Genomic DNA, 18,099 nt, shown 5'->3' on the forward strand with positions numbered 1-18,099 from the left:
ATATATTTTTGAGAATAAGATGTCTATAGTTCAGACTCTATGATTTGATCCGGGGGATATAGCCGGGAGTTGATCTGGGGTTCGAAAGTTAAGAACTATTATGTTCCATGATCGGAAAACAGGGGGTTGCCGATGATTGTACTAAGACCTTTCGAAGCTAATGACAATGCTGCTTTATTGGAAATTGACAGACTGTGCCCACAGGGTAATGACAGGATCGCAGAGGCGATGGAAAAAAGTCCGGACATCGTTGCACGGTATAAGCTGTATGATAACTGGAAAGTTGTCATAGCTGAAGAGGATGGACAGATCGCAGGCTGGATAGGATGGACGTTAAAAAAAGACGTATCAGGGATACGATATGGATACCTTGCGGAAGTGATGATACATCCGGAATTCCGGAGAAGGGGAATTGCTGGGAAATTGATAAAAGAGGTCGAAAGGGACCTTGTTGAAAATAATGCATCCTATGTCTATTGCTACATCTTCGAACCAAATGAGGCTTCAAATATTCTTTTTGGGAAACATGGATATGAAAAAATGGACAAGATGTTGGTTGAAGTTGTATCCGTGTATAGGAATGTCAAAGTTTCACAGGATCATTCTGTTCGACTTGCTACAAAGGATGATATTCAGGAAATTGTGGAACTTATAAACAATTATAATTCAGGGAGATCGAACTTTGTACCATATACAACGGTGAGCTTTGAAGAGCATGTGAAGAATATGCCGGGGTATGGGATGGAATATCTCTGGGTAGCCTCATCAGGTAGTAGTATCGTGGCATGCGTTGGCTTATGGGATATATCATTGCTTGCGAAATTTTACTATGCAAAGGAGCCCGCTTCTATGAGGGTCCTTGGTTTGATCTTCAATTTACTTGATAGATTTACCAGTATGCCGAAGATACCTGCAGAAAATGAGCTTACCGCTATCTATGATATGACCGATCATGCATTTGCACCCGAAAACGCTGATGCAATGCTCGATCTTCTCAATTATCTGAATAACACTCTGCTTGAGAACCAAAGAAGTTTTTTCGCATTCCTTGTCACTGATGATGATCCTGTATCAGAGGTAGTCAAAAGATTAAAGCCCAGTATAGAGGTATGGAATTTGTACACTAAGTCCCTGGATGGCGAAAGTTTGGACCTTCATCCATTGTATCTGGATGTTCGCGATTTCATAATGTGACCATGCAAAAAGGACAAATGGCTTATCTTCATTAACCAGAAGTTCCATAATATGAAAAAGGGAGTGTTTCAATGGGATCCGAAAAAGAATATCGTGTGATCTTTGAGAAATCCCCGCTGGGGATCATGTATTTTGATCGTGATGGTATCGTTAGTCTTTGCAATGGAAGATCTGCCTCGATATTTGGTAAAAAGAAGGAGGACATCATCGGGTCAGACATGTTGTCCTTTTTTAATGATGATAAGATCGGATCTGGTATTGAGAAAGTGCTTTCCGGGGATTCTGTAAGCTATGAAGATGAGTATCTGGATCTCCCCGATGGTCCGTCTGTACAGATCGAGGTTCATTGCAGTCCCGATATTTCTCAAGATGGTTCCATCCACGGTGGTATCTGCATGATAGAGGATATCACACAAAGAAAAGAGCTTGAAGAGATACTGAAACTGGATGAGTCTCGGCTTGAAGCGCTTTTGGAACTTGAGCAGATGATGGATGCACCTATGCAGGAGATCGCGGATTTTGTTCATGAGGAAGCCGTCAGGCTTACCGGTAGCACGATCGGTTATCTTGCATTCCTGAATGATGACGAATCGGTCCTTACAATGCATACCTGGTCGAACAGTGTGATGAAAGAGTGTACTGTTCCTGACCGGAAATTCGTCTATGAAGTGAAGAAGGTCGGCCTCTGGGGTGAACCGATAAGGCAGAGGAAACCTGTTATTATCAACAACTATATGATGCCTCATCCTCTCAAGAGGGGATATCCCGAAGGGCACGTGGAACTCACTAACTATATGGCAGTCCCGGTTTTTGAAGGTAACAGGATCGTTGCAACCGCAGGTGTAGGCAACAAGGACGGGGAGTATGATGCTTCTGATGTTCGCCAGCTGACACTTTTGATGCAGGGCCTGTGGAGGCTAATCCAGCGCAGGGAATCCATTGATGCACTTAAGAAGTACGCGGAGGATCTCGAACATTCGAACGAGCTCAAGGAGCTGTTCTCCGATATCATGCGTCATGATCTGCTCAACCCTGCAGGTATTGTCAAGGGCTATGCCGAGCTGTTGCTTGAGATGGAAGATGATGAAAAGAAGCAGGGGATGATTCGGATCATTGACCGCAACAACAAAAAGCTCATAGACATGATTGAGAACGCGGCAAGGTTTGCAAAACTGGATACTTTTGAGGACATTGAATTCCAGGAAATAGACTTGGCTCTTGTCATTGAGAGCGTGATCGGCAACTTCCGTCCCAATATAGAAGAGAAACAGATGGAAGTTGAATTTGAACACCAGGGCTCATATCCTGCAAAGGCTAACCCGATGATAGAGGATGTGTTCTCAAATTTGCTTTCCAATGCGATAAAATACAGCCCTGAAAATGAAAGGATCATCATTGAGATCTCGGATTCCGGCGACGAATGGAAGGTTTCGTTTACGGATTTTGGAGAAGGGGTTCCTGATGAGAACAAGCCGGAACTGTTCGAGCGTTTCAAGCGTGTCACGAAGAAAGGTATCAAGGGAACGGGGCTGGGTCTTGCTATTGTAAAGAAGATAATTGGTCTTCATGATGGGAGCGTTGGAGTTGAGGACAATCCTGAAGGTCAGGGAAGTGTTTTCCGGGTCACTTTGGAGAAATGGGGTCAATAACATTTTTATATAATTCTTAAATTATTTTAAAACCAATTGCTCAAATATATATAAAAGATAATCCAAACCTCTTATTGGAGTTGTTGAATTATGATTGCAGAAGAGAAGCTGGATGAGCTTGCAAAAGCTTGTGAGGAATGTATTGGTAATGATTCCGGCTCTATCGAAGAGCATTTTGAAAAATGTCCGGTTTGTAAGTTATACAAAGAGCAGGCAGAGGCCGTCAGCTGCATTACAGAAACAATAAAGCATATTGCTTCAAAATCTGAAAAAGAAATATGTGATGCATTATTCAAACAACTGAACAACTTCTATAGCATGCCGGATGAGCAAAGACTGGAAGCAATCAGCAAAATGCTTGATGCCGAAGGGGAGTTATCAGAAGAGGATCTTTTCAAGATTGTGACCACTCGTGTGTCTCTTCTAACAAAACTCCCTAAAGAAAAACGTGTTCTTTTGATGGATTCGCTTGAAAAAGCAATGTCAATGTGGCCCGAAGACCGAAAACTGCTGGAAAAACGTGCTATTATGAATGCCACTCAGGACTATTTCCTTCTTAAAAAGGTCCTTCTCAGGAGAATGTTCAAAAAAATGCTCTCCTGAAAAAATCCTGTATTGGGATATTTAGAAGATCCCGGTTAAGAGATCTCCCGAATATATCTGATAACTACTTTGTATAATATATCTCAAATTATTCTTTGAATAGTGAGGGTATCAATATTCAACTTTAAGAGTATTCTCATGGATCTGGTTCTTTGTCTCAATTAGGCCATAACTACTGCTAAGTTCAAACTCCGGTTTCGGCTCATTTGAATGCTTAACTCTGAACATTTTCTTTAATAGACCTCTCGACTCTTTCATTTTCTCAAGAATTCTACTATTCCTTATTGCTTTTACATTGTATTCATCTTCTGAGAGGGCCTTCCGGAAATATTTCTCAGCTTTCTCGTAATCTTCCAGTTCTCCGTATGCTCTGCCCATATTGTTATAGATCTCCGAGATCGAGGACGGGTGCATCTCCTCTGAATTTAAAAGAGCTTTTTCATATTCTTCGATCGCTTTTTCGAAATAGCCTTCATCTGAAAGGATGTCTCCAAGAGCTCCTAATGCGAATGAATTTAACGGGTTCATCTGAAGTACGAGCATTACTTCGGTTTCAGCCTCACTGAACTTCTTGTTCTCTCTTAATGTATTTGCATAATTTAAGTGAGAGGCCACGTTCTCCGGATTTATCTTCAGGGCCATATTGTAAGCTTCAGTTGAATCTTCGAATTTCTTCATGTGGGAGAATACGTTGCCTTTGTTGGTCCATACGTTCTCGGATTCCGGATTCAGCTCAAGGGCCTTGTTGTATGCCTCGATCGCTTTTTCGTACTTCTTCAGATGGTAGTAGACATTTCCTTTGCTAATCCACACTTTCTCATCTTTCGAGTTCATCTCAAGTGCTTTCTCATATGCCTCGATAGCTTCCTCATATTTCTTTAATTGTGAGTATGCATTTCCTTTGTTGATCCATGTCTTTTCATCTTCCTGATCGATCTGCAAGGCTTTCTCATAAGCTACGATCGCGTCATCATATGATTTCAGGTATGAATATGCATTTCCTTTGTTGGCCCAAGCATTCTTATCTTTCGGCTTTAGTTCCAAGGCTTTGGTATATGCTTTTATTGCATCCTCATATCTTTTCAGATAAGTGTAAGCATTACCTTTATTCGACCAGACGAATTCAGATTCCGGATCAATCTCCGTGGCTTTATCGTATGCATATACTGCTTCTTCGTATCTTTCCAGGCAGAAATATGAATTACCTTTGTTGATCCAGACGCTCTCTAATCCCGGATCTATCTCAATTGCCTTGTCGTATGCCTGAATTGCTTCGTCGTATATCTCTAGAGTGAAAAGTGTATTTCCTTTGCTGATCCAGATATCCTTTGAATCAGGGTTGATCTCTGTAGCATTATTATATGCTTCAATTGCTTCCCCGTGCCTTTCAAGGATCGAGCACGAATTCCCTTTGTAGGTCCATGCTATTTCATCGTTCGGGTCAAGACTCAGTGCTTTGTTGTATGTCTTGGTTGCTTCCTCGTATCTTCCAAGTTTGAAGTATGCATTTCCTTTGTTGACCCATACTTCTTCATCTTCTGGATCCATGTCTGTGACCTTATCGTATGCCTCTATGGCTTCTTCATATTGGCTCAGTTTGGTATGGGCATTTCCCTTACTTGCCCAGATAGTTGCATTATCTGGGTCAAGCATTGTGGCTTTCTCATATGCCTGGACTGCTTCTTCATATTTCTCCAAAATCAAGGATGCATTCCCCTTGCTTGCCCATATTATCCCGTTTTCTGGATCTATAGCTGTGGCTTTCGCGTATGCTTCGGTAGCTTCTTCATAATTTTTCAGGATCAAGGAAGCATTCCCTTTGCTTGCCCATATTGTTCCGTCCTTTGGATCGATCTCCAGCGCTTTATCGAAAGCCTCTATTGCTTCTGTATATTCCTTCAGGTCGAAATGTGCATTGCCTTTTTTTGCCCACGCATTTTCATTTCCGGGTTCAATTTCCAGGGCCTTATTGAATGCTTCTATTGCTTCTGTATATTCCTTCAGATCGAAATGTGAGTTACCCTTCTTAGCCCATGTCGCACCGTCCTTTGGGTCTATCTCAAGGGTCTTTTCGAATGCCTCTATTGCTTCCCTGTATTTTCCAAGATCATAAAGTGTATTGCCCTTACTTTCCCACGCCTCTTCATTTTCAGGGTCTATTTCAAGCGTCTTGTTGAATGCCTCTATTGCTTCATCGCCTTTTTTCAGACGGGAATATGCAATTCCTTTGTTCTCCCATGCATTTTTTGATTCCGGATTCAGCTCAAGGGCCTTATTGTAAGACTCAATTGCATCTTCGTACATTTTCAGGTGTGATAATGCATTTCCTTTGTTAATCCAGACAGTTTCTTCTTCAGGGTATATCTCCAGGGCTTTAGAATATGCATCAATTGTTTCTTCGTATCTTTTGAGATTAAAAAAAGCGTTTCCTTTGTTTATCCAGGCATTTTCATTTTCCGGATATATCTGTATTGCTTGATCATACGCTTCAATTGCTTCATCATATTCCTTGAGGTTAAAGGAAGCATTTCCTTTGTTCATCCAGATGCCTTCAAGTTCCGGATTCAGTTCAAGGACCTTATTGTATGCTTCTATGGCTTCCTTATATTTCCTGAGATTGAAATAAGCATTTCCTTTACTTTCCAATGCCCCTTCATCCTTTGGATATATCTCAAGTGCCTTTTCGTACGCGTCAATTGCTTCTTCGTACTTTTTCAGACTAAAGAAACTGTCTCCTTTTTTGATCCACTTCTCGGCATAATCAAGATGCATACATATTACTTCCATTTTTGTATTTAAATAATTTTGCATCAATTTTTGTTTATTCCGATTTTCTGTCGCCTTTTCTCTGACTCTCGTATTTTATTCTGGTGTCGGTTCATTATTATTTTTAAGAGCTATGGATTGGTTTAAATATAGCTAAAATTTGAATTGCCGTAACTCACCATTGAGTTTTTTTTGTAGCTTTTTACAAACAGTTTTTTATAAAGAAAAAGCGAAATAACTAATTGTAAACTAACTGATTGTTTAATTGTCTCTATCTTCTGTGCTTGGGGGTCAAGGATATTATGGTACTGGAGGACTATTATTTTAGCATCATTGTAGTTGCAGGTACGCTTATCCTTTTGGCATCTTTGGGTTTCATTTTTCGGAAGACCCGGATATTCGTGGAACAAAAGACCGTTGAACAGTTCATTTTTCTTCTGGTTTCTTTTATCGGGATCATCGTACTGGTGCTTAGTCTTCCGATATCAGACAATACGAAACAGGTGTTGCTGAGCTTTTTAGGTATCCTTATTGGTGCTACAATTGCTCTTTCTTCAACAACGTTTGTATCAAATGGTATGTCCGGGATAATGCTCAGTCGAATAAAACCGTTCAAGGCTGGAGATTTTATCAGCATCGATGATACGTTTGGAAGGGTATCTGATATTGGTATCCTGCATACTCAGATACAATCGATTGATCGTGATATCATTACAATCCCTAACCTGAAGCTTATCTCCAATCCTGTGACCACCATAAGTTCATCGGGTACAGTTATCTCGGCCACTGTTTCATTAGGTTACAATGTTTCAAGGGACAGGATCGAAAAGGCCCTAACCAAAGCGGCAGAAAAGGTGGAACTTGAGAACATCTTTGTGCATGTGATCGAACTTGGGGATTTCTCGGTTACCTATAAAGTAGGAGGTCTTTTGAAAGATGTATCCAGCCTTATCACCAAACGTTCTGATCTGAAAAAGAAGATGTTCGACAGTCTTCATGAAGACCACATTGAGATCGTTTCCCCGACATTTATGAACCAGAGGGTATATGCTGAAGATACTGTTTTCATACCTGAGGATCATGATAAGGTTTGTATCAAACCACCTGCAACTTATGAATATGTAACTGAGGTAACGACAGAGGATGTCATATTTGGCAAAGCCATTGAAGCTGAGATCACCAAGAAGATCTCCAGGATGATAGAAGATATGGATCAAAAGCAGAATGATTTTGTGGCTCTTGTCAACGGGATATCTGATGAAGAGCTGAGGGCTGAAGAAAGAAAGGCTCTTGATTCTTTACTGAGGCAGAAGGTAGAGCTTAAGGAAGATCTGGATTCTGTAATTGCAGTTCTGGGAAAGGAAGGGGATACTTCTACTGATGGGGTCAGACTGAAATCCCTCCAGTACCTTGATTCAAAAGCCGGGGATGTCAGTATCGAACTTAAGGAACTGCTGGACAGGGTCAGCAATGAGATCGAACAATAATATGTTCTATTTTCTTTTTTATAGTTGACCTTCATTAGCCGGATGAAGATGATCTGGTTAATATTTTGCTTTTGGAAGCTTCAAGGGATATACTTTTATATTGGAAATGTGTCTCCTTGTATCATAGCTAGTCTTTTTATACTTACTTTGCTTACAGTGGTGCAATTATACACTGGCAATGTTGTTGTCCGGCTGGTCCGGTCACGTGGTAGTATTAATCATATATTCTGATATCATAAATTTGGAGAAGATGTAATGAATGTGAAGATACCCTATGGAAAGGACTTTGTAGATCTTGAAGTAAACATTCCTCATGATGTGCTTTCACCCAATGAGCCGGAGGTAGAGGACGAGTCCGGGATCATCTCACATGCACTTTCAAATCCTATTGGCAGGGAACCTTTTGACGAGTTTATAAAAAATACAGATCACCTTCTGGTAATTGTAAATGATGCCACACGGCCGACACCCACTGCCCGCGTACTTCAGGACATGAAGGCTGCACTTGAATCGCATCCGGATGTGAAGTTCATAGTGGCAACTGGTGCTCACAGGGCACCCACTGAGGACGAGTTCAGGTTCATTTTTGGTGAGATCTATGATGAGATGAAGGAACTTATCTTCGTTCATGATGCCAGAAAGGATGAGGATATGGAATATCTGGGTGTTTCTTCAAACGGTACTGAAATGTATATCAATAAAATGGTACGTGAGGCAGGAAATATCCTTGTGATCGGAAGCGTGGAACCTCATTATTTTGCAGGCTATACCGGCGGCAGAAAAGCTTTCCTTCCCGGGGTTGCAGGTTATAGGACGATAGAGATGAACCACAAGCATGCTCTTTCAAATTCTGCACAGTCTCTGGCACTTGATGGAAATCCAGTTGCAGAGGACATGACTGATGCCATGGAGGTCCTTAAGGACCTTAATATATTCTCTGTCCAGACCGTGCTCACTGCAGACCATGGTCTTTATGCAATGACCGCAGGGGATCTTTTTGAGTCATTTGATGCTGCTGTTGAGAAGGCCAATGAGGTATTCTGTACAAAGTTCAGCAAAAAAGGAAATATTGTGCTTACAGCGGCACCCTATCCTATGGACATCGATCTTTACCAGTCACAAAAGGCTCTTGAGAACGGCAGGCTTGCACTTGAAGAGGGTGGCATTATTATTCTTGTGTCAAAGTGCCGTGATGGTGTAGGGGATGACACATTCCTTAACCTTCTTGGTTCTTCAGCAAGCTGTAGTGATGTCATGGAGAAGACATCTGAATGTTACAAACTGGGATTCCACAAGGCAGCAAGGATGGCACAGATCGGTACGTGGGCAAGGATGTGGGCAGTTTCAGATCTTGACAGTGATGTTCTGAAGTCTGCAAAACTTGAGGCACATGAAGGTATCCAGGAAGCTTTCGATAAAGCAGTGGAACTTATCAAAGAAGAGGGCAAGGATCCATATGCGATCATTCTGCCACAGGGCAGCCTGACAATTCCTCTTATTGAATAAAGGTGAAATAATGGACCAGCAGATCATTGATAAATTGCGGGATATTGTAGGTGATGATCATATCCGTACATCTACGGCTGAGCTTTATGCTTATTCTACAGACGCAGGTATTCACCGCAGTATGCCTGATGCTGTGATAAGGCCACGGACGACTGCTGAAATCGGGGAAATCGTAAAGCTTGCAAATGAGTACCTTTTCCCGATAGTCCCAAGAGGTGCCGGAACTGCACTTTGTGGTCATAGCGTACCTGTTGCCGGTGGTTTGGTCATCGATCTGCAAAGGATGGATTCCATTAAGGAACTTCATATTGAGGATCTTTACGTTGTGGTTGAGCCGGGTGTGACTCACAAGGACCTGAATGCAGAGCTTAAAAAATATGGCTTTTTCATCCCCGGACCTTCCAGTGGCAATGTTGCTAACATCGGGGGTATGGTAGCTACCAATGCTTCAGGTGGGAATGCTGTGAAGTACGGGGCAACAAGGGATTACGTTCTTGGTATGGAGATAGTCTTCCCCAAGGGGGATGTTGCAAGGCTTGGTTCAAGGACTCTGAAGAATTCTGCAGGATATCAGCTGGAAAAGTTGATGTGTGGTATGGAAGGTACCCTTGGTATCATAACCGAGATCACATTGAGGATCGCACCATTGCCTGAAGCAACAGCTGTTGCAGTTGCTGTATTTGATACCCTGGAAAAGGCAGGCCAGTGTGTTGCCAATATCATTGCAAAACCACTGATACCTTCCGGACTGGAGCTGATGTCACGGGTTTGTATCGAAGCTGTGAACAAGGCTGTTTGCATGGGTCTTCCTGATGAGGAAGCAATTCTGCTGATCGAGGTCGATGGCAGTGTTAATGATGTGAAGGACCAGATCAATAAAGTAATGGAGGTATGCATGGCTTCAGGTGCATTGTCTGTTGATTTTACTGATGATCCTGAGAGAAAAGAAGAGCTCTGGAAGGGCAGGAAGGCTATGATCCCTGCGTTATCCAAGTATCATGATGACCTCGTGACCGTTATGCTTGCCGATGATATGGCTGTGCCGATGAGTAAAGTCCCTGAAGCGGTCAAGGCTTTCCAGGAAATTTCTGACAAATATGATATTGTCATTGCAAGTTATGGTCACTCAGGTGATGGTAATCTGCATACTAAGGTTTTAATGGACCCAACCAAGAAGTCCCACTGGGACCAGGCAGAAAAGGCGGTTGAAGAGATCTACAGCAAGGTTATGGACCTTGGCGGAACGATCACAGGCGAACATGGGGTTGGTATGACCAAGGCTCCGTTCTTCCTCAGGGAAAGGAAATGCAGCCTTGATGCAATGAAAACTATTAAGATGGCTCTTGATCCCAATAATATTATGAACCCGAACAAGATCATGGACTGGGAAGATAATTTCATTTCCCGTCTGAGGTATCACCTGGAGGAAGAGTGAATGAGGGCAGATAATCTTAAGGAATGGAAAAAGGAGATGCTTAACTGCACTCAGTGCGGTTTTTGTAAGGAGATCTGTCCCATCTTCGACAAGGTCGAGTGGGATTCATCAGTTGCTAGGGGCAAGATGGCCCTTTGTTATGGACTTTACGCTGGTGACATTGAACCTGATGAATCAGTATTGGAAAGATTATATCAGTGTACTACCTGTGCTGATTGTACTCGCAGGTGTCCTTCATCAACGAAGGTTGTTGAGGTTGTCGAAGCTGCAAGGAAGGATATCGTGGCTTCAGGTATAGTGGGTTCCACTCACAGGAAGATCGCAGAGTCCATTGCTACTTTGGGAAATCCTTTCGGTGAGGGAAAAAGCCGAAGGGAACTTTTCGGTGAAGACCCTCATCCTGCTCGAATCGCATATTTTACAGGCTGCAGCGCAGCTTATCGTAACAAAGAGACCTCAATGGCCGGTATTTCCATATTGAAGAAGCTTGGTGCGGACTATACTTTGCTTGATGAGGTTTGCTGCGGCAGCGTGCTTGGAAGGATCGGTTTTTCGGATGAGGTCATCAGAAACCAGGCTGAGGCTAACATTAAGGCTATCGAGGATACCGGCGCAGAGATAGTTCTTTTTTCCTGTGCGGGATGTTTGAGGATGTTCAGGAAAGAATATCCTCGCTTTAAGGACCTTCCTTTTAAAAGCATGCATTTCGTTGAGTGGCTCAGTGAGCAGGAGCTGGATCTGAAGCCATTCAACAGGACGGTAACCTATCATGACCCATGTCATATTGGAAGACATCTGGGTATCTATGACGCACCCCGTGAACTGATTAATATGATCTCCGGGATCGAGTTCGTGGAAATGGAGGATAGCAGAGAATCTGCAAGTTGCTGTGGTGGCGGCGGAGGTGTTCGTTCACAGTTCCCTGAGATCTCACAACAGATCGCTTCAAAAAGAGTTAAGCAGGCCGAAATTGCAGATGTCCTGCTTACTACGTGTCCATTCTGTGTCAATAACCTGACACTGGGGCTAAGCGAGGATTCAACTCTTGAGATCCGTGACCTTCTTGAGATTATCGATGAGCTTCTGGATGTGGAGTGACTTTTCCGGATGAATTCATTTTGAGGTAAGTTCATACTCCGATGCTGATCTACTAACGGACTGATCAATTATATTATGATTTTTCGGTCTGTTCTATTTCTTTTTTATAAAGAAAGTCTTTAATATGTTTTGTATCAATTGAGATATGGTGTTGTTGAAACCAATATCTTATTGTTCAACAATTCGGTAAAGGTGGTAGTACGTATGACATTGTAACGTATGTCATTCATATCTTAGCAAAGCAGGTCCAGGTATCTGTCTTTGCAGCCAGTTCATAAACTAGATGTGGGAGATAAATGATCTCGAAAAGGGAATGTGAACGCTCTTCTTGCGTAAAGGTCAATGGTGATCCGTCAAATATTGAAATCATTAATTCGGACGATACGGTCGTTATTCCAAAAGAGAAGGGTCCGGGTACCGGCAATCGGATGAATTATGTTCGATTATTACATTCGGTTCAGACAGCCATTAATGATTCCGTCTCTCTGGAGGGTTGTTTTCGGAAGGTCGTGGATATGGTTCCCTCAGAAATTCATGATTTTTCGATATCCTGCTCAAGGATCAGTTTCGATGGGATGGTGTTCCAGTCCGGAATTTTTGCAATTTCAGATTCAAAATATGCTTCTGACATCCTGGTTGAAGACGTTGTTCATGGGAAATTCGAGGTTTATTTCCGGCAGGGTCTGGATGATGCTGGTGATCTTTCCTGCATGGGGGAAGAGATCGATGTTGTCGGATGTATTTCAGATATGTTGGGAAGTTTTGCTGAAAACGTACTTGTTGCAAAAGATCTGGATATTTTCAGGACGCTTGCAGATACGGCAAACTATGGGGTTGCAGTCCTGGATATAAATGGAACTGTTCTCTATCTTAACAATTCTTTTGCAGCAATGCATGGTTATTCTCCGGAGGAGGTTCTGGGATCTCATTTTCTTATGTTCTATGACGATGAGCAGGTACCTCGCTTAAAGTATTTGCTTGACAGGGTACTTGCTGACGGTCACTTCAAACAGGAAGAGGTCTGGCATCTGAGGAAGAATGGCAGCATTTTTCCTGTTCTGCTCGATTGCAATGTTATCTTTGATGCGGACAATGTGCCTTCAAATCTTTCTGTAATGATGCGCGATATAAGTGAATTGAAAAAAGCTGAAGAAAATCTGAAACGTGCGAAAGCTCTAGAGGATGCTGCAACTTGTTCCAAGAGTGAATTCCTTTGCAATGTCAGCCATGAGCTCAGGACTCCTCTTAATTCCATAATTGGCTTTTCCGAGATATTGCTGGATGGCAGATGTGGTGATCTTAGTGATGTTCAGCAGAGGTATCTTCAGAATGTTTTCAGAAATGGTAACCAACTTTTAGAGATCATAAATGATATTCTTGACATATCTATGATAGAGGCAGGCAAAGAAGAGATGGTATTCGAAAAGTTTAGCATTTCTCCTGTTATCATGGAGGTAAAGGATTCAATAATGCACTCTATCCTGAAGAAGGGTATGACTTTCTCTTATGATCCGGATCCCAATCTCCCGCAGATCAATGCTGATAAAACAAAGCTCAAGCACATCCTTCACAATCTTTTGTCAAATGCTGTTAAGTTCAACTCGGATGGTGGAGCAGTCAATATTAACGCCGGAACACTTGGTGAGATGATGCATATCACTATCAAGGATGATGGTATTGGTATTCCAAAAGAGCAATTGCCTCATCTTTATGAGAAGTTCTATCAGGTCGATGGTTCCACAAAACGTTTGTATGGTGGCACAGGTCTGGGACTTGCGCTCACGAAGAAGCTCGTAAGTCTGCATGAGGGGCAGATGTGGGTCGAAAGTGAACGGGGAAAAGGCACCACGGTTCATGTGATGCTCCCACTTTGAGATATTGTTCAGAAATCAGGGTATAAGTATATCGGAGATGGCATGGATAATACCATTGCTGCATTCGATATCTTCTTTTTCGATAGTGATCCCATTGACCTTTACATTACCGTCTGTTGTAATTTCCAGTTCCTTACCGTTGAGTGCGTTCAACGAGTTGATTTCCATTAGGTCAGATATCATGTATTTTCCTTCTACAATATGGTAATTTATAACGTCCATAAGGTAGTCAGGATCATCGAAAGCTTCATCTATTACACTATCAGGTATGGTTTCGAATGCTTTTTCAAGGGGTGCAAAGATCGTATATGGGCCATCGGTATCGAACTTTTTGTCAAGTCCTAATTTTTTAGCTGCATCCACAAGTGTTGTAAAATCGCCCATCTCAATTGCTTTTTGTACGATGCTCTTTGTTTCACCCATTTACTTAGCCTCCTGTGAAAATTCCTGGATATTTACAACATCCGGATCATATAGGTCTGAAGGGCGTTGGCATACACTGTCAACAATCCCTTCTGGTCTGGTTTTAGTAAGAATCAAGCTGTGCGCGCATAAGGTCCTGTTTTTTCTTCTCAAGGAAGCTGTATACTGAACCATGATTCGCACCATCGACTAGCATTTCTATTGCAGTCCTTATTATGATGATCTGTTCAGGATCTCCTATTACACTTACTGTCTTACCATAGACTGAGATCTTGACGCCTATGAGGCTTTCTGCGATCTCTCTTGTTTTACCTCCTTTGCCTATGATCCTTCCTTTGAGGCGCAACAGTTCTTTTGGTGTTGATGCTGCATGTGAGAGGTCTATGATCTCGAGCATGAGCATGTCATCGTCAAAGAAACTGTATGCTTTTTCGGGATTGAAACCACGTCCAATTGCCTGTATGACATCAGCTGCTCTCATAGCTCCTACTGGGTCATCTCCGGGTATGATCTCTACGGTGCCGCTTTCACTATCAATTTGCAGTTTTGAGGAGGATTTGTTCTCGATCATCTCTTTGACACTGCCTTTTGGGCCGATGATCGCTCCGATCCTGTCCTGTGGTATTTTGATGTGTGTCATGTATCTACCTTTAATTATTGTAATATTAAGTGCGTTTTTAGTTTTCCGGTTCTGTTCTTCTTATCTGCTCGTAAATGCTTTCAGGTGAAGCATCGACTTTGTATCTCTTAAAATACCTTAGGAGGTTTTCAATGTCTCTCTTCAGGAACTGGTCTGCACGCGGATGTTCCAGAGTTACAGATTGGCCCATATCGATAATAATGGGTGTTATATCTTTTGGATCGATCAGTATGTTGTACTCACTAAGGTCGCCATGGACAAGGTTTGCATCTGTATAGAGTTTATGCATGTACTCTATCAGTGTATCGAAGATCCTCTGACCTTCTTCATCATCCAGTTTTGTTTCCTTTAGGAGGGGGAATGGTTTACCGTTCTCGCCCATGAATTCCATTATGAGGATGTTCCTTTCAGTTATGATGGGTTCCGGTGCGCGTACGCCGGCAACTTTTGCTCTCATCAGGTTTCGGAATTCTTTTTTTGTCCATGCAAAGATTATGTCTCTTTTGTTATGGCGTATATTACTAAAACGTGGGTCCCCCAGGATGTAATCTTCCATTGACCTGAAGGTGCTTGAGGATATCCTGTATATCTTTACTGCGATATCTTTATCGTTCTCTCCTCCGGCCAGGAAGACATTTGCTTCCTTTCCTGTACTTATGGAGCCACCGAGAGCTTCTATTATTCCTTTATTGGACAGGGTATATAGTGCTTTCAGAGTGGCATTATCAAATACGTTCTCGATAACTTTGAGGGTATCACTGTCTTTGCGTTTTACTCTCAATTTATCAACATCATTGTCGAGGCGCTTTATTTTGCCTTCCAATTTATTTTTCATAATTATCCTTTAAGGAAACCTTTACGTTCAAGCCAGTTTACCTGTGGGCGTGTGTATTTCCATATTACATCTGCTTTAGTGTCCTGGAAATCCCATGGTACTGCAATGACAATGTCACCTTCACGTATCCAGGTTCTCTTCTTCATAGATCCCGGAATGCGACCCATACGGACAACACCGTCCATGCATCTGAGTTTCACCCTGTTTGCACCAAGCAGGTTCTCAACTGTTGCAAGAACCTCTCCGTTCTCTTTTCTTGGTGTTCTTACACGTGTAACCTGTTGTGGTGCATCACTGTTATTACCTGAATTCTTTTTATACAGTTCGATTCCTCTTTAAAATTTATGCAATATATTGCATCATTTATGCACCGTATATTGTTAAAGGTTGCGTATGCTACTTCTTCTTCGGAGCTGATTCTTGTGTTTATGCCGATATTTTTGTTATTTTTGATTGTTTGGTTTTGTTTCTATTGGGTGTTATATCGGGGTCATGGATTCTCTGCTATGTTGTGATCAAAGAAATTGTATACGATAATTATATATGCCGGAGTGTGCATTTAGGAGACCTCGCAAGGCGAGCAAGAATGCGGATCAGCGACAATGTGTGGTTGGTTCGATAAGCTCTGCAATGCGAGCATGGATGTATGCGGGCAATCAAAAGCCTTATATACCATTCCGTGCATTTAGGAGACCTCGCAAGGCGGGTGATAATACGGGTCATCAAATACGATGGCTGGTCTTGTTGCTTCGTATTGTGAGTCTGGATGTATATAAGCAATCAAAAGTCTTATATACTAAAAACGATATATATTCAATTCCGCACAACGTGCGAGAATTCAATCACCTCCAAATCAAAATCATTGGTGGAGACCGGAGCTTTTCCGGTCTGACGTTGAATGTGGCAGTTCGGTTAATTCTGACTGATAGTGATATTATCTATCAAAGAACTAACCAACTATTGTGCATAGAAAACAACTCTCTAATTAAATAGAGTTCTTTTCCGACAATTCTTAGTTAACTTCCAAATTTGTGTGCTTTAACAAATAACTCTGGTTGATCCTGCCAGAGGTTACTGCTATCGGTGTTCGACTAAGCCATGCGAGTTACATGTTCTTCGTGAACATAGCGGACTGCTCAGTAACACGTGGATAACCTGCCCTTAGGTTCGGCATAACTCCGGGAAACTGGTGATAATTCCGAATAAGCCATTATTGCTGGAATGCTTTTTGGTTCAAAGGCTTCGGTCGCCTAAGGATGGATCTGCGGTCTATCAGGTAGTAGTGGGTGTAATGTACCTACTAGCCTACGACGGATATGGGTTGTGAGAGCAAGAGCCCAGAGATGGATTCTGAGACATGAATCCAGGCCCTACGGGGCGCAGCAGGCGCGAAAACTTTACAATGCGGGAAACCGCGATAAGGGGACACCGAGTGCCAGCATATTATGTTGGCTGTCCACATGTGTAAACGGCATGTGTTAGCAAGGGCCGGGCAAGACCGGTGCCAGCCGCCGCGGTAACACCGGCGGCCCGAGTGGTAATCACTTTTATTGGGTCTAAAGGGTCCGTAGCCGGTTTGATCAGTTCTTCGGGAAATCTGACAGCTCAACTGTTAGGCTTCCGGGGAATACTGTCAGGCTTGGGACCGGGAGAGGTAAGAGGTACTATAGGGGTAGGAGTGAAATCTTGTAATCCCTATGGGACCACCAGTGGCGAAGGCGTCTTACCAGAACGGGTCCGACGGTGAGGGACGAAAGCTGGGGGCACGAACCGGATTAGATACCCGGGTAGTCCCAGCCGTAAACGATGTTCGCTAGGTGTCAGGGACGGTGCGACCGTTTCTGGTGCCGCAGGGAAGCCGTGAAGCGAACCACCTGGGAAGTACGGCCGCAAGGCTGAAACTTAAAGGAATTGGCGGGGGAGCACTACAACGGGTGGAGCCTGCGGTTTAATTGGACTCAACGCCGGAAAACTCACCGGGGGCGACAGCAACATGTAGGTCAGGCTAAAGACCTTACCTGAATCGCTGAGAGGAGGTGCATGGCCGTCGTCAGTTCGTACTGTGAAGCATCCTGTTAAGTCAGGCAACGAGCGAGACCCGTGCCCACTGTTGCCAGCATGTCCTTCGGGATGATGGGTACTCTGTGGGGACCGCTGGTGCTAAACCAGAGGAAGGTGCGGGCTACGGTAGGTCAGTATGCCCCGAATCTCCCGGGCTACACGCGGGCTACAATGGCTGGGACAATGGGTCCCTACACCGAAAGGTGATGGTAATCTCCTAAACCCAGCCGTAGTTCGAATTGAGGACTGTAACTCGTCCTCATGAAGCTGGAATCCGTAGTAATCGCGTTTCAACATAGCGCGGTGAATACGTCCCTGCTCCTTGCACACACCGCCCGTCAAACCACCCGAGTGAGGTATGGGTGAGGGCACGGATTTGTGCCGTGTTCGAACCTAAATTTCGCAAGGGGGGTTAAGTCGTAACAAGGTAGCCGTAGGGGAATCTGCGGCTGGATCACCTCCTAAGCAAGATCCGCACAAAGCGGATCACCGCTATCAGTCAGAAATCGAAAGACTGCCACATTCAAC

At 43.1% G+C, this 18,099-nt stretch carries 13 protein-coding genes and 1 rRNA gene; 9 read left to right on the forward strand and 5 right to left on the reverse strand.

Going from position 1 to position 18,099, the window contains the following annotated elements:
* Nucleotides 1-132 precede the first annotated feature (132 nt).
* The 3 genes from ACR3I3_RS06940 (at nucleotide 133) to ACR3I3_RS06950 (ending at nucleotide 3,446) form a co-directional block, all read left to right on the forward strand.
* Nucleotides 133-1,194 (forward strand): N-acetyltransferase family protein, encoded by a 1,062-nt coding sequence (locus tag ACR3I3_RS06940; protein ID WP_440951542.1) that lies wholly within the window; start codon nucleotides 133-135, stop codon nucleotides 1,192-1,194.
* A gap of 71 nt (nucleotides 1,195-1,265) precedes the next feature.
* Nucleotides 1,266-2,843 (forward strand): sensor histidine kinase, encoded by a 1,578-nt coding sequence (locus tag ACR3I3_RS06945; RefSeq protein ID WP_440951543.1) that lies wholly within the window; start codon nucleotides 1,266-1,268, stop codon nucleotides 2,841-2,843.
* Nucleotides 2,844-2,933: 90 nt separating this feature from the next.
* On the forward strand, nucleotides 2,934-3,446 hold the full coding sequence (locus ACR3I3_RS06950; protein WP_440951544.1) for a hypothetical protein: 513 nt from the start codon (nucleotides 2,934-2,936) through the stop codon (nucleotides 3,444-3,446).
* A 111-nt stretch (nucleotides 3,447-3,557) separates the two neighbouring features.
* Here the strand turns inward: ACR3I3_RS06950 and ACR3I3_RS06955 are convergent, their stop codons facing one another.
* Nucleotides 3,558-6,233 (reverse strand): tetratricopeptide repeat protein, encoded by a 2,676-nt coding sequence (locus ACR3I3_RS06955; RefSeq protein WP_440951545.1) that lies wholly within the window; start codon nucleotides 6,231-6,233, stop codon nucleotides 3,558-3,560.
* Between the two features lie 281 nt (nucleotides 6,234-6,514).
* Here ACR3I3_RS06955 and ACR3I3_RS06960 point away from each other — a divergent pair, with 281 nt between their 5' ends.
* The 5 genes from ACR3I3_RS06960 to ACR3I3_RS06980 all read left to right on the forward strand — a co-directional run bounded on the left by ACR3I3_RS06960 (nucleotide 6,515) and on the right by ACR3I3_RS06980 (nucleotide 13,612).
* Nucleotides 6,515-7,699: a mechanosensitive ion channel family protein gene (locus tag ACR3I3_RS06960; RefSeq protein ID WP_440951546.1), complete on the forward strand. Its 1,185-nt coding sequence runs from the start codon at nucleotides 6,515-6,517 to the stop codon at nucleotides 7,697-7,699.
* Nucleotides 7,700-7,954: 255 nt separating this feature from the next.
* Nucleotides 7,955-9,205, forward strand: a complete 1,251-nt coding sequence (gene larA / locus ACR3I3_RS06965; RefSeq protein ID WP_440951547.1) for a nickel-dependent lactate racemase — start codon at nucleotides 7,955-7,957, stop codon at nucleotides 9,203-9,205.
* 10 nt (nucleotides 9,206-9,215) lie between these two features.
* Entirely contained in the window at nucleotides 9,216-10,640 is a 1,425-nt protein-coding gene (locus tag ACR3I3_RS06970) for an FAD-binding oxidoreductase (protein ID WP_440951548.1), read from the forward strand.
* A complete protein-coding gene (locus ACR3I3_RS06975) occupies nucleotides 10,641-11,738 on the forward strand; it encodes a (Fe-S)-binding protein (RefSeq protein WP_440951549.1) in 1,098 nt (365 codons plus the stop codon).
* A 296-nt stretch (nucleotides 11,739-12,034) separates the two neighbouring features.
* Complete coding sequence (locus ACR3I3_RS06980; protein ID WP_440951550.1) at nucleotides 12,035-13,612, forward strand: sensor histidine kinase; 1,578 nt, start codon at nucleotides 12,035-12,037, stop codon at nucleotides 13,610-13,612.
* A 15-nt stretch (nucleotides 13,613-13,627) separates the two neighbouring features.
* Here the strand turns inward: ACR3I3_RS06980 and ACR3I3_RS06985 are convergent, their stop codons facing one another.
* The 4 genes from ACR3I3_RS06985 to eif1A all read right to left on the reverse strand — a co-directional run bounded on the left by ACR3I3_RS06985 (nucleotide 13,628) and on the right by eif1A (nucleotide 15,833).
* Complete coding sequence (locus tag ACR3I3_RS06985; RefSeq protein WP_440951551.1) at nucleotides 13,628-14,035, reverse strand: fasciclin domain-containing protein; 408 nt, start codon at nucleotides 14,033-14,035, stop codon at nucleotides 13,628-13,630.
* A 103-nt stretch (nucleotides 14,036-14,138) separates the two neighbouring features.
* Nucleotides 14,139-14,675 carry a KH domain-containing protein gene (locus tag ACR3I3_RS06990; protein ID WP_440951552.1) on the reverse strand — a complete coding sequence of 179 codons (537 nt, stop codon included), beginning with the start codon at nucleotides 14,673-14,675 and terminating at the stop codon, nucleotides 14,139-14,141.
* Between the two features lie 37 nt (nucleotides 14,676-14,712).
* On the reverse strand, nucleotides 14,713-15,510 hold the full coding sequence (locus ACR3I3_RS06995) for a serine protein kinase RIO (RefSeq protein ID WP_440951553.1): 798 nt from the start codon (nucleotides 15,508-15,510) through the stop codon (nucleotides 14,713-14,715).
* 2 nt (nucleotides 15,511-15,512) lie between these two features.
* Nucleotides 15,513-15,833, reverse strand: coding sequence for a translation initiation factor eIF-1A (gene eif1A, locus ACR3I3_RS07000; RefSeq protein WP_440953767.1), 321 nt, complete (start codon nucleotides 15,831-15,833; stop codon nucleotides 15,513-15,515).
* 725 nt (nucleotides 15,834-16,558) lie between these two features.
* Between eif1A and ACR3I3_RS07005 the strand changes: the two genes are divergently transcribed.
* A 16S ribosomal RNA gene (locus ACR3I3_RS07005) occupies nucleotides 16,559-18,034 on the forward strand.
* Nucleotides 18,035-18,099 lie beyond the last annotated feature (65 nt).

It is taken from the genome of Methanococcoides mangrovi (assembly GCF_052057775.1).
In the GTDB taxonomy this organism is placed as follows: Archaea; Halobacteriota; Methanosarcinia; order Methanosarcinales; family Methanosarcinaceae; genus Methanococcoides.

Coding starts and splice junctions, on each gene's coding strand:
- ACR3I3_RS06940 (WP_440951542.1), top strand. CDS start 133: ATGATTGTACTAAGACCTTTCGAAGCTAATGACAATGCTGCTTTATTG.
- ACR3I3_RS06945 (WP_440951543.1), top strand. CDS start 1,266: ATGGGATCCGAAAAAGAATATCGTGTGATCTTTGAGAAATCCCCGCTG.
- ACR3I3_RS06950 (WP_440951544.1), top strand. CDS start 2,934: ATGATTGCAGAAGAGAAGCTGGATGAGCTTGCAAAAGCTTGTGAGGAA.
- ACR3I3_RS06955 (WP_440951545.1), bottom strand. CDS start 6,233: ATGGAAGTAATATGTATGCATCTTGATTATGCCGAGAAGTGGATCAAA.
- ACR3I3_RS06960 (WP_440951546.1), top strand. CDS start 6,515: ATGGTACTGGAGGACTATTATTTTAGCATCATTGTAGTTGCAGGTACG.
- larA (WP_440951547.1), top strand. CDS start 7,955: ATGAATGTGAAGATACCCTATGGAAAGGACTTTGTAGATCTTGAAGTA.
- ACR3I3_RS06970 (WP_440951548.1), top strand. CDS start 9,216: ATGGACCAGCAGATCATTGATAAATTGCGGGATATTGTAGGTGATGAT.
- ACR3I3_RS06975 (WP_440951549.1), top strand. CDS start 10,641: ATGAGGGCAGATAATCTTAAGGAATGGAAAAAGGAGATGCTTAACTGC.
- ACR3I3_RS06980 (WP_440951550.1), top strand. CDS start 12,035: ATGATCTCGAAAAGGGAATGTGAACGCTCTTCTTGCGTAAAGGTCAAT.
- ACR3I3_RS06985 (WP_440951551.1), bottom strand. CDS start 14,035: ATGGGTGAAACAAAGAGCATCGTACAAAAAGCAATTGAGATGGGCGAT.
- ACR3I3_RS06990 (WP_440951552.1), bottom strand. CDS start 14,675: ATGACACACATCAAAATACCACAGGACAGGATCGGAGCGATCATCGGC.
- ACR3I3_RS06995 (WP_440951553.1), bottom strand. CDS start 15,510: ATGAAAAATAAATTGGAAGGCAAAATAAAGCGCCTCGACAATGATGTT.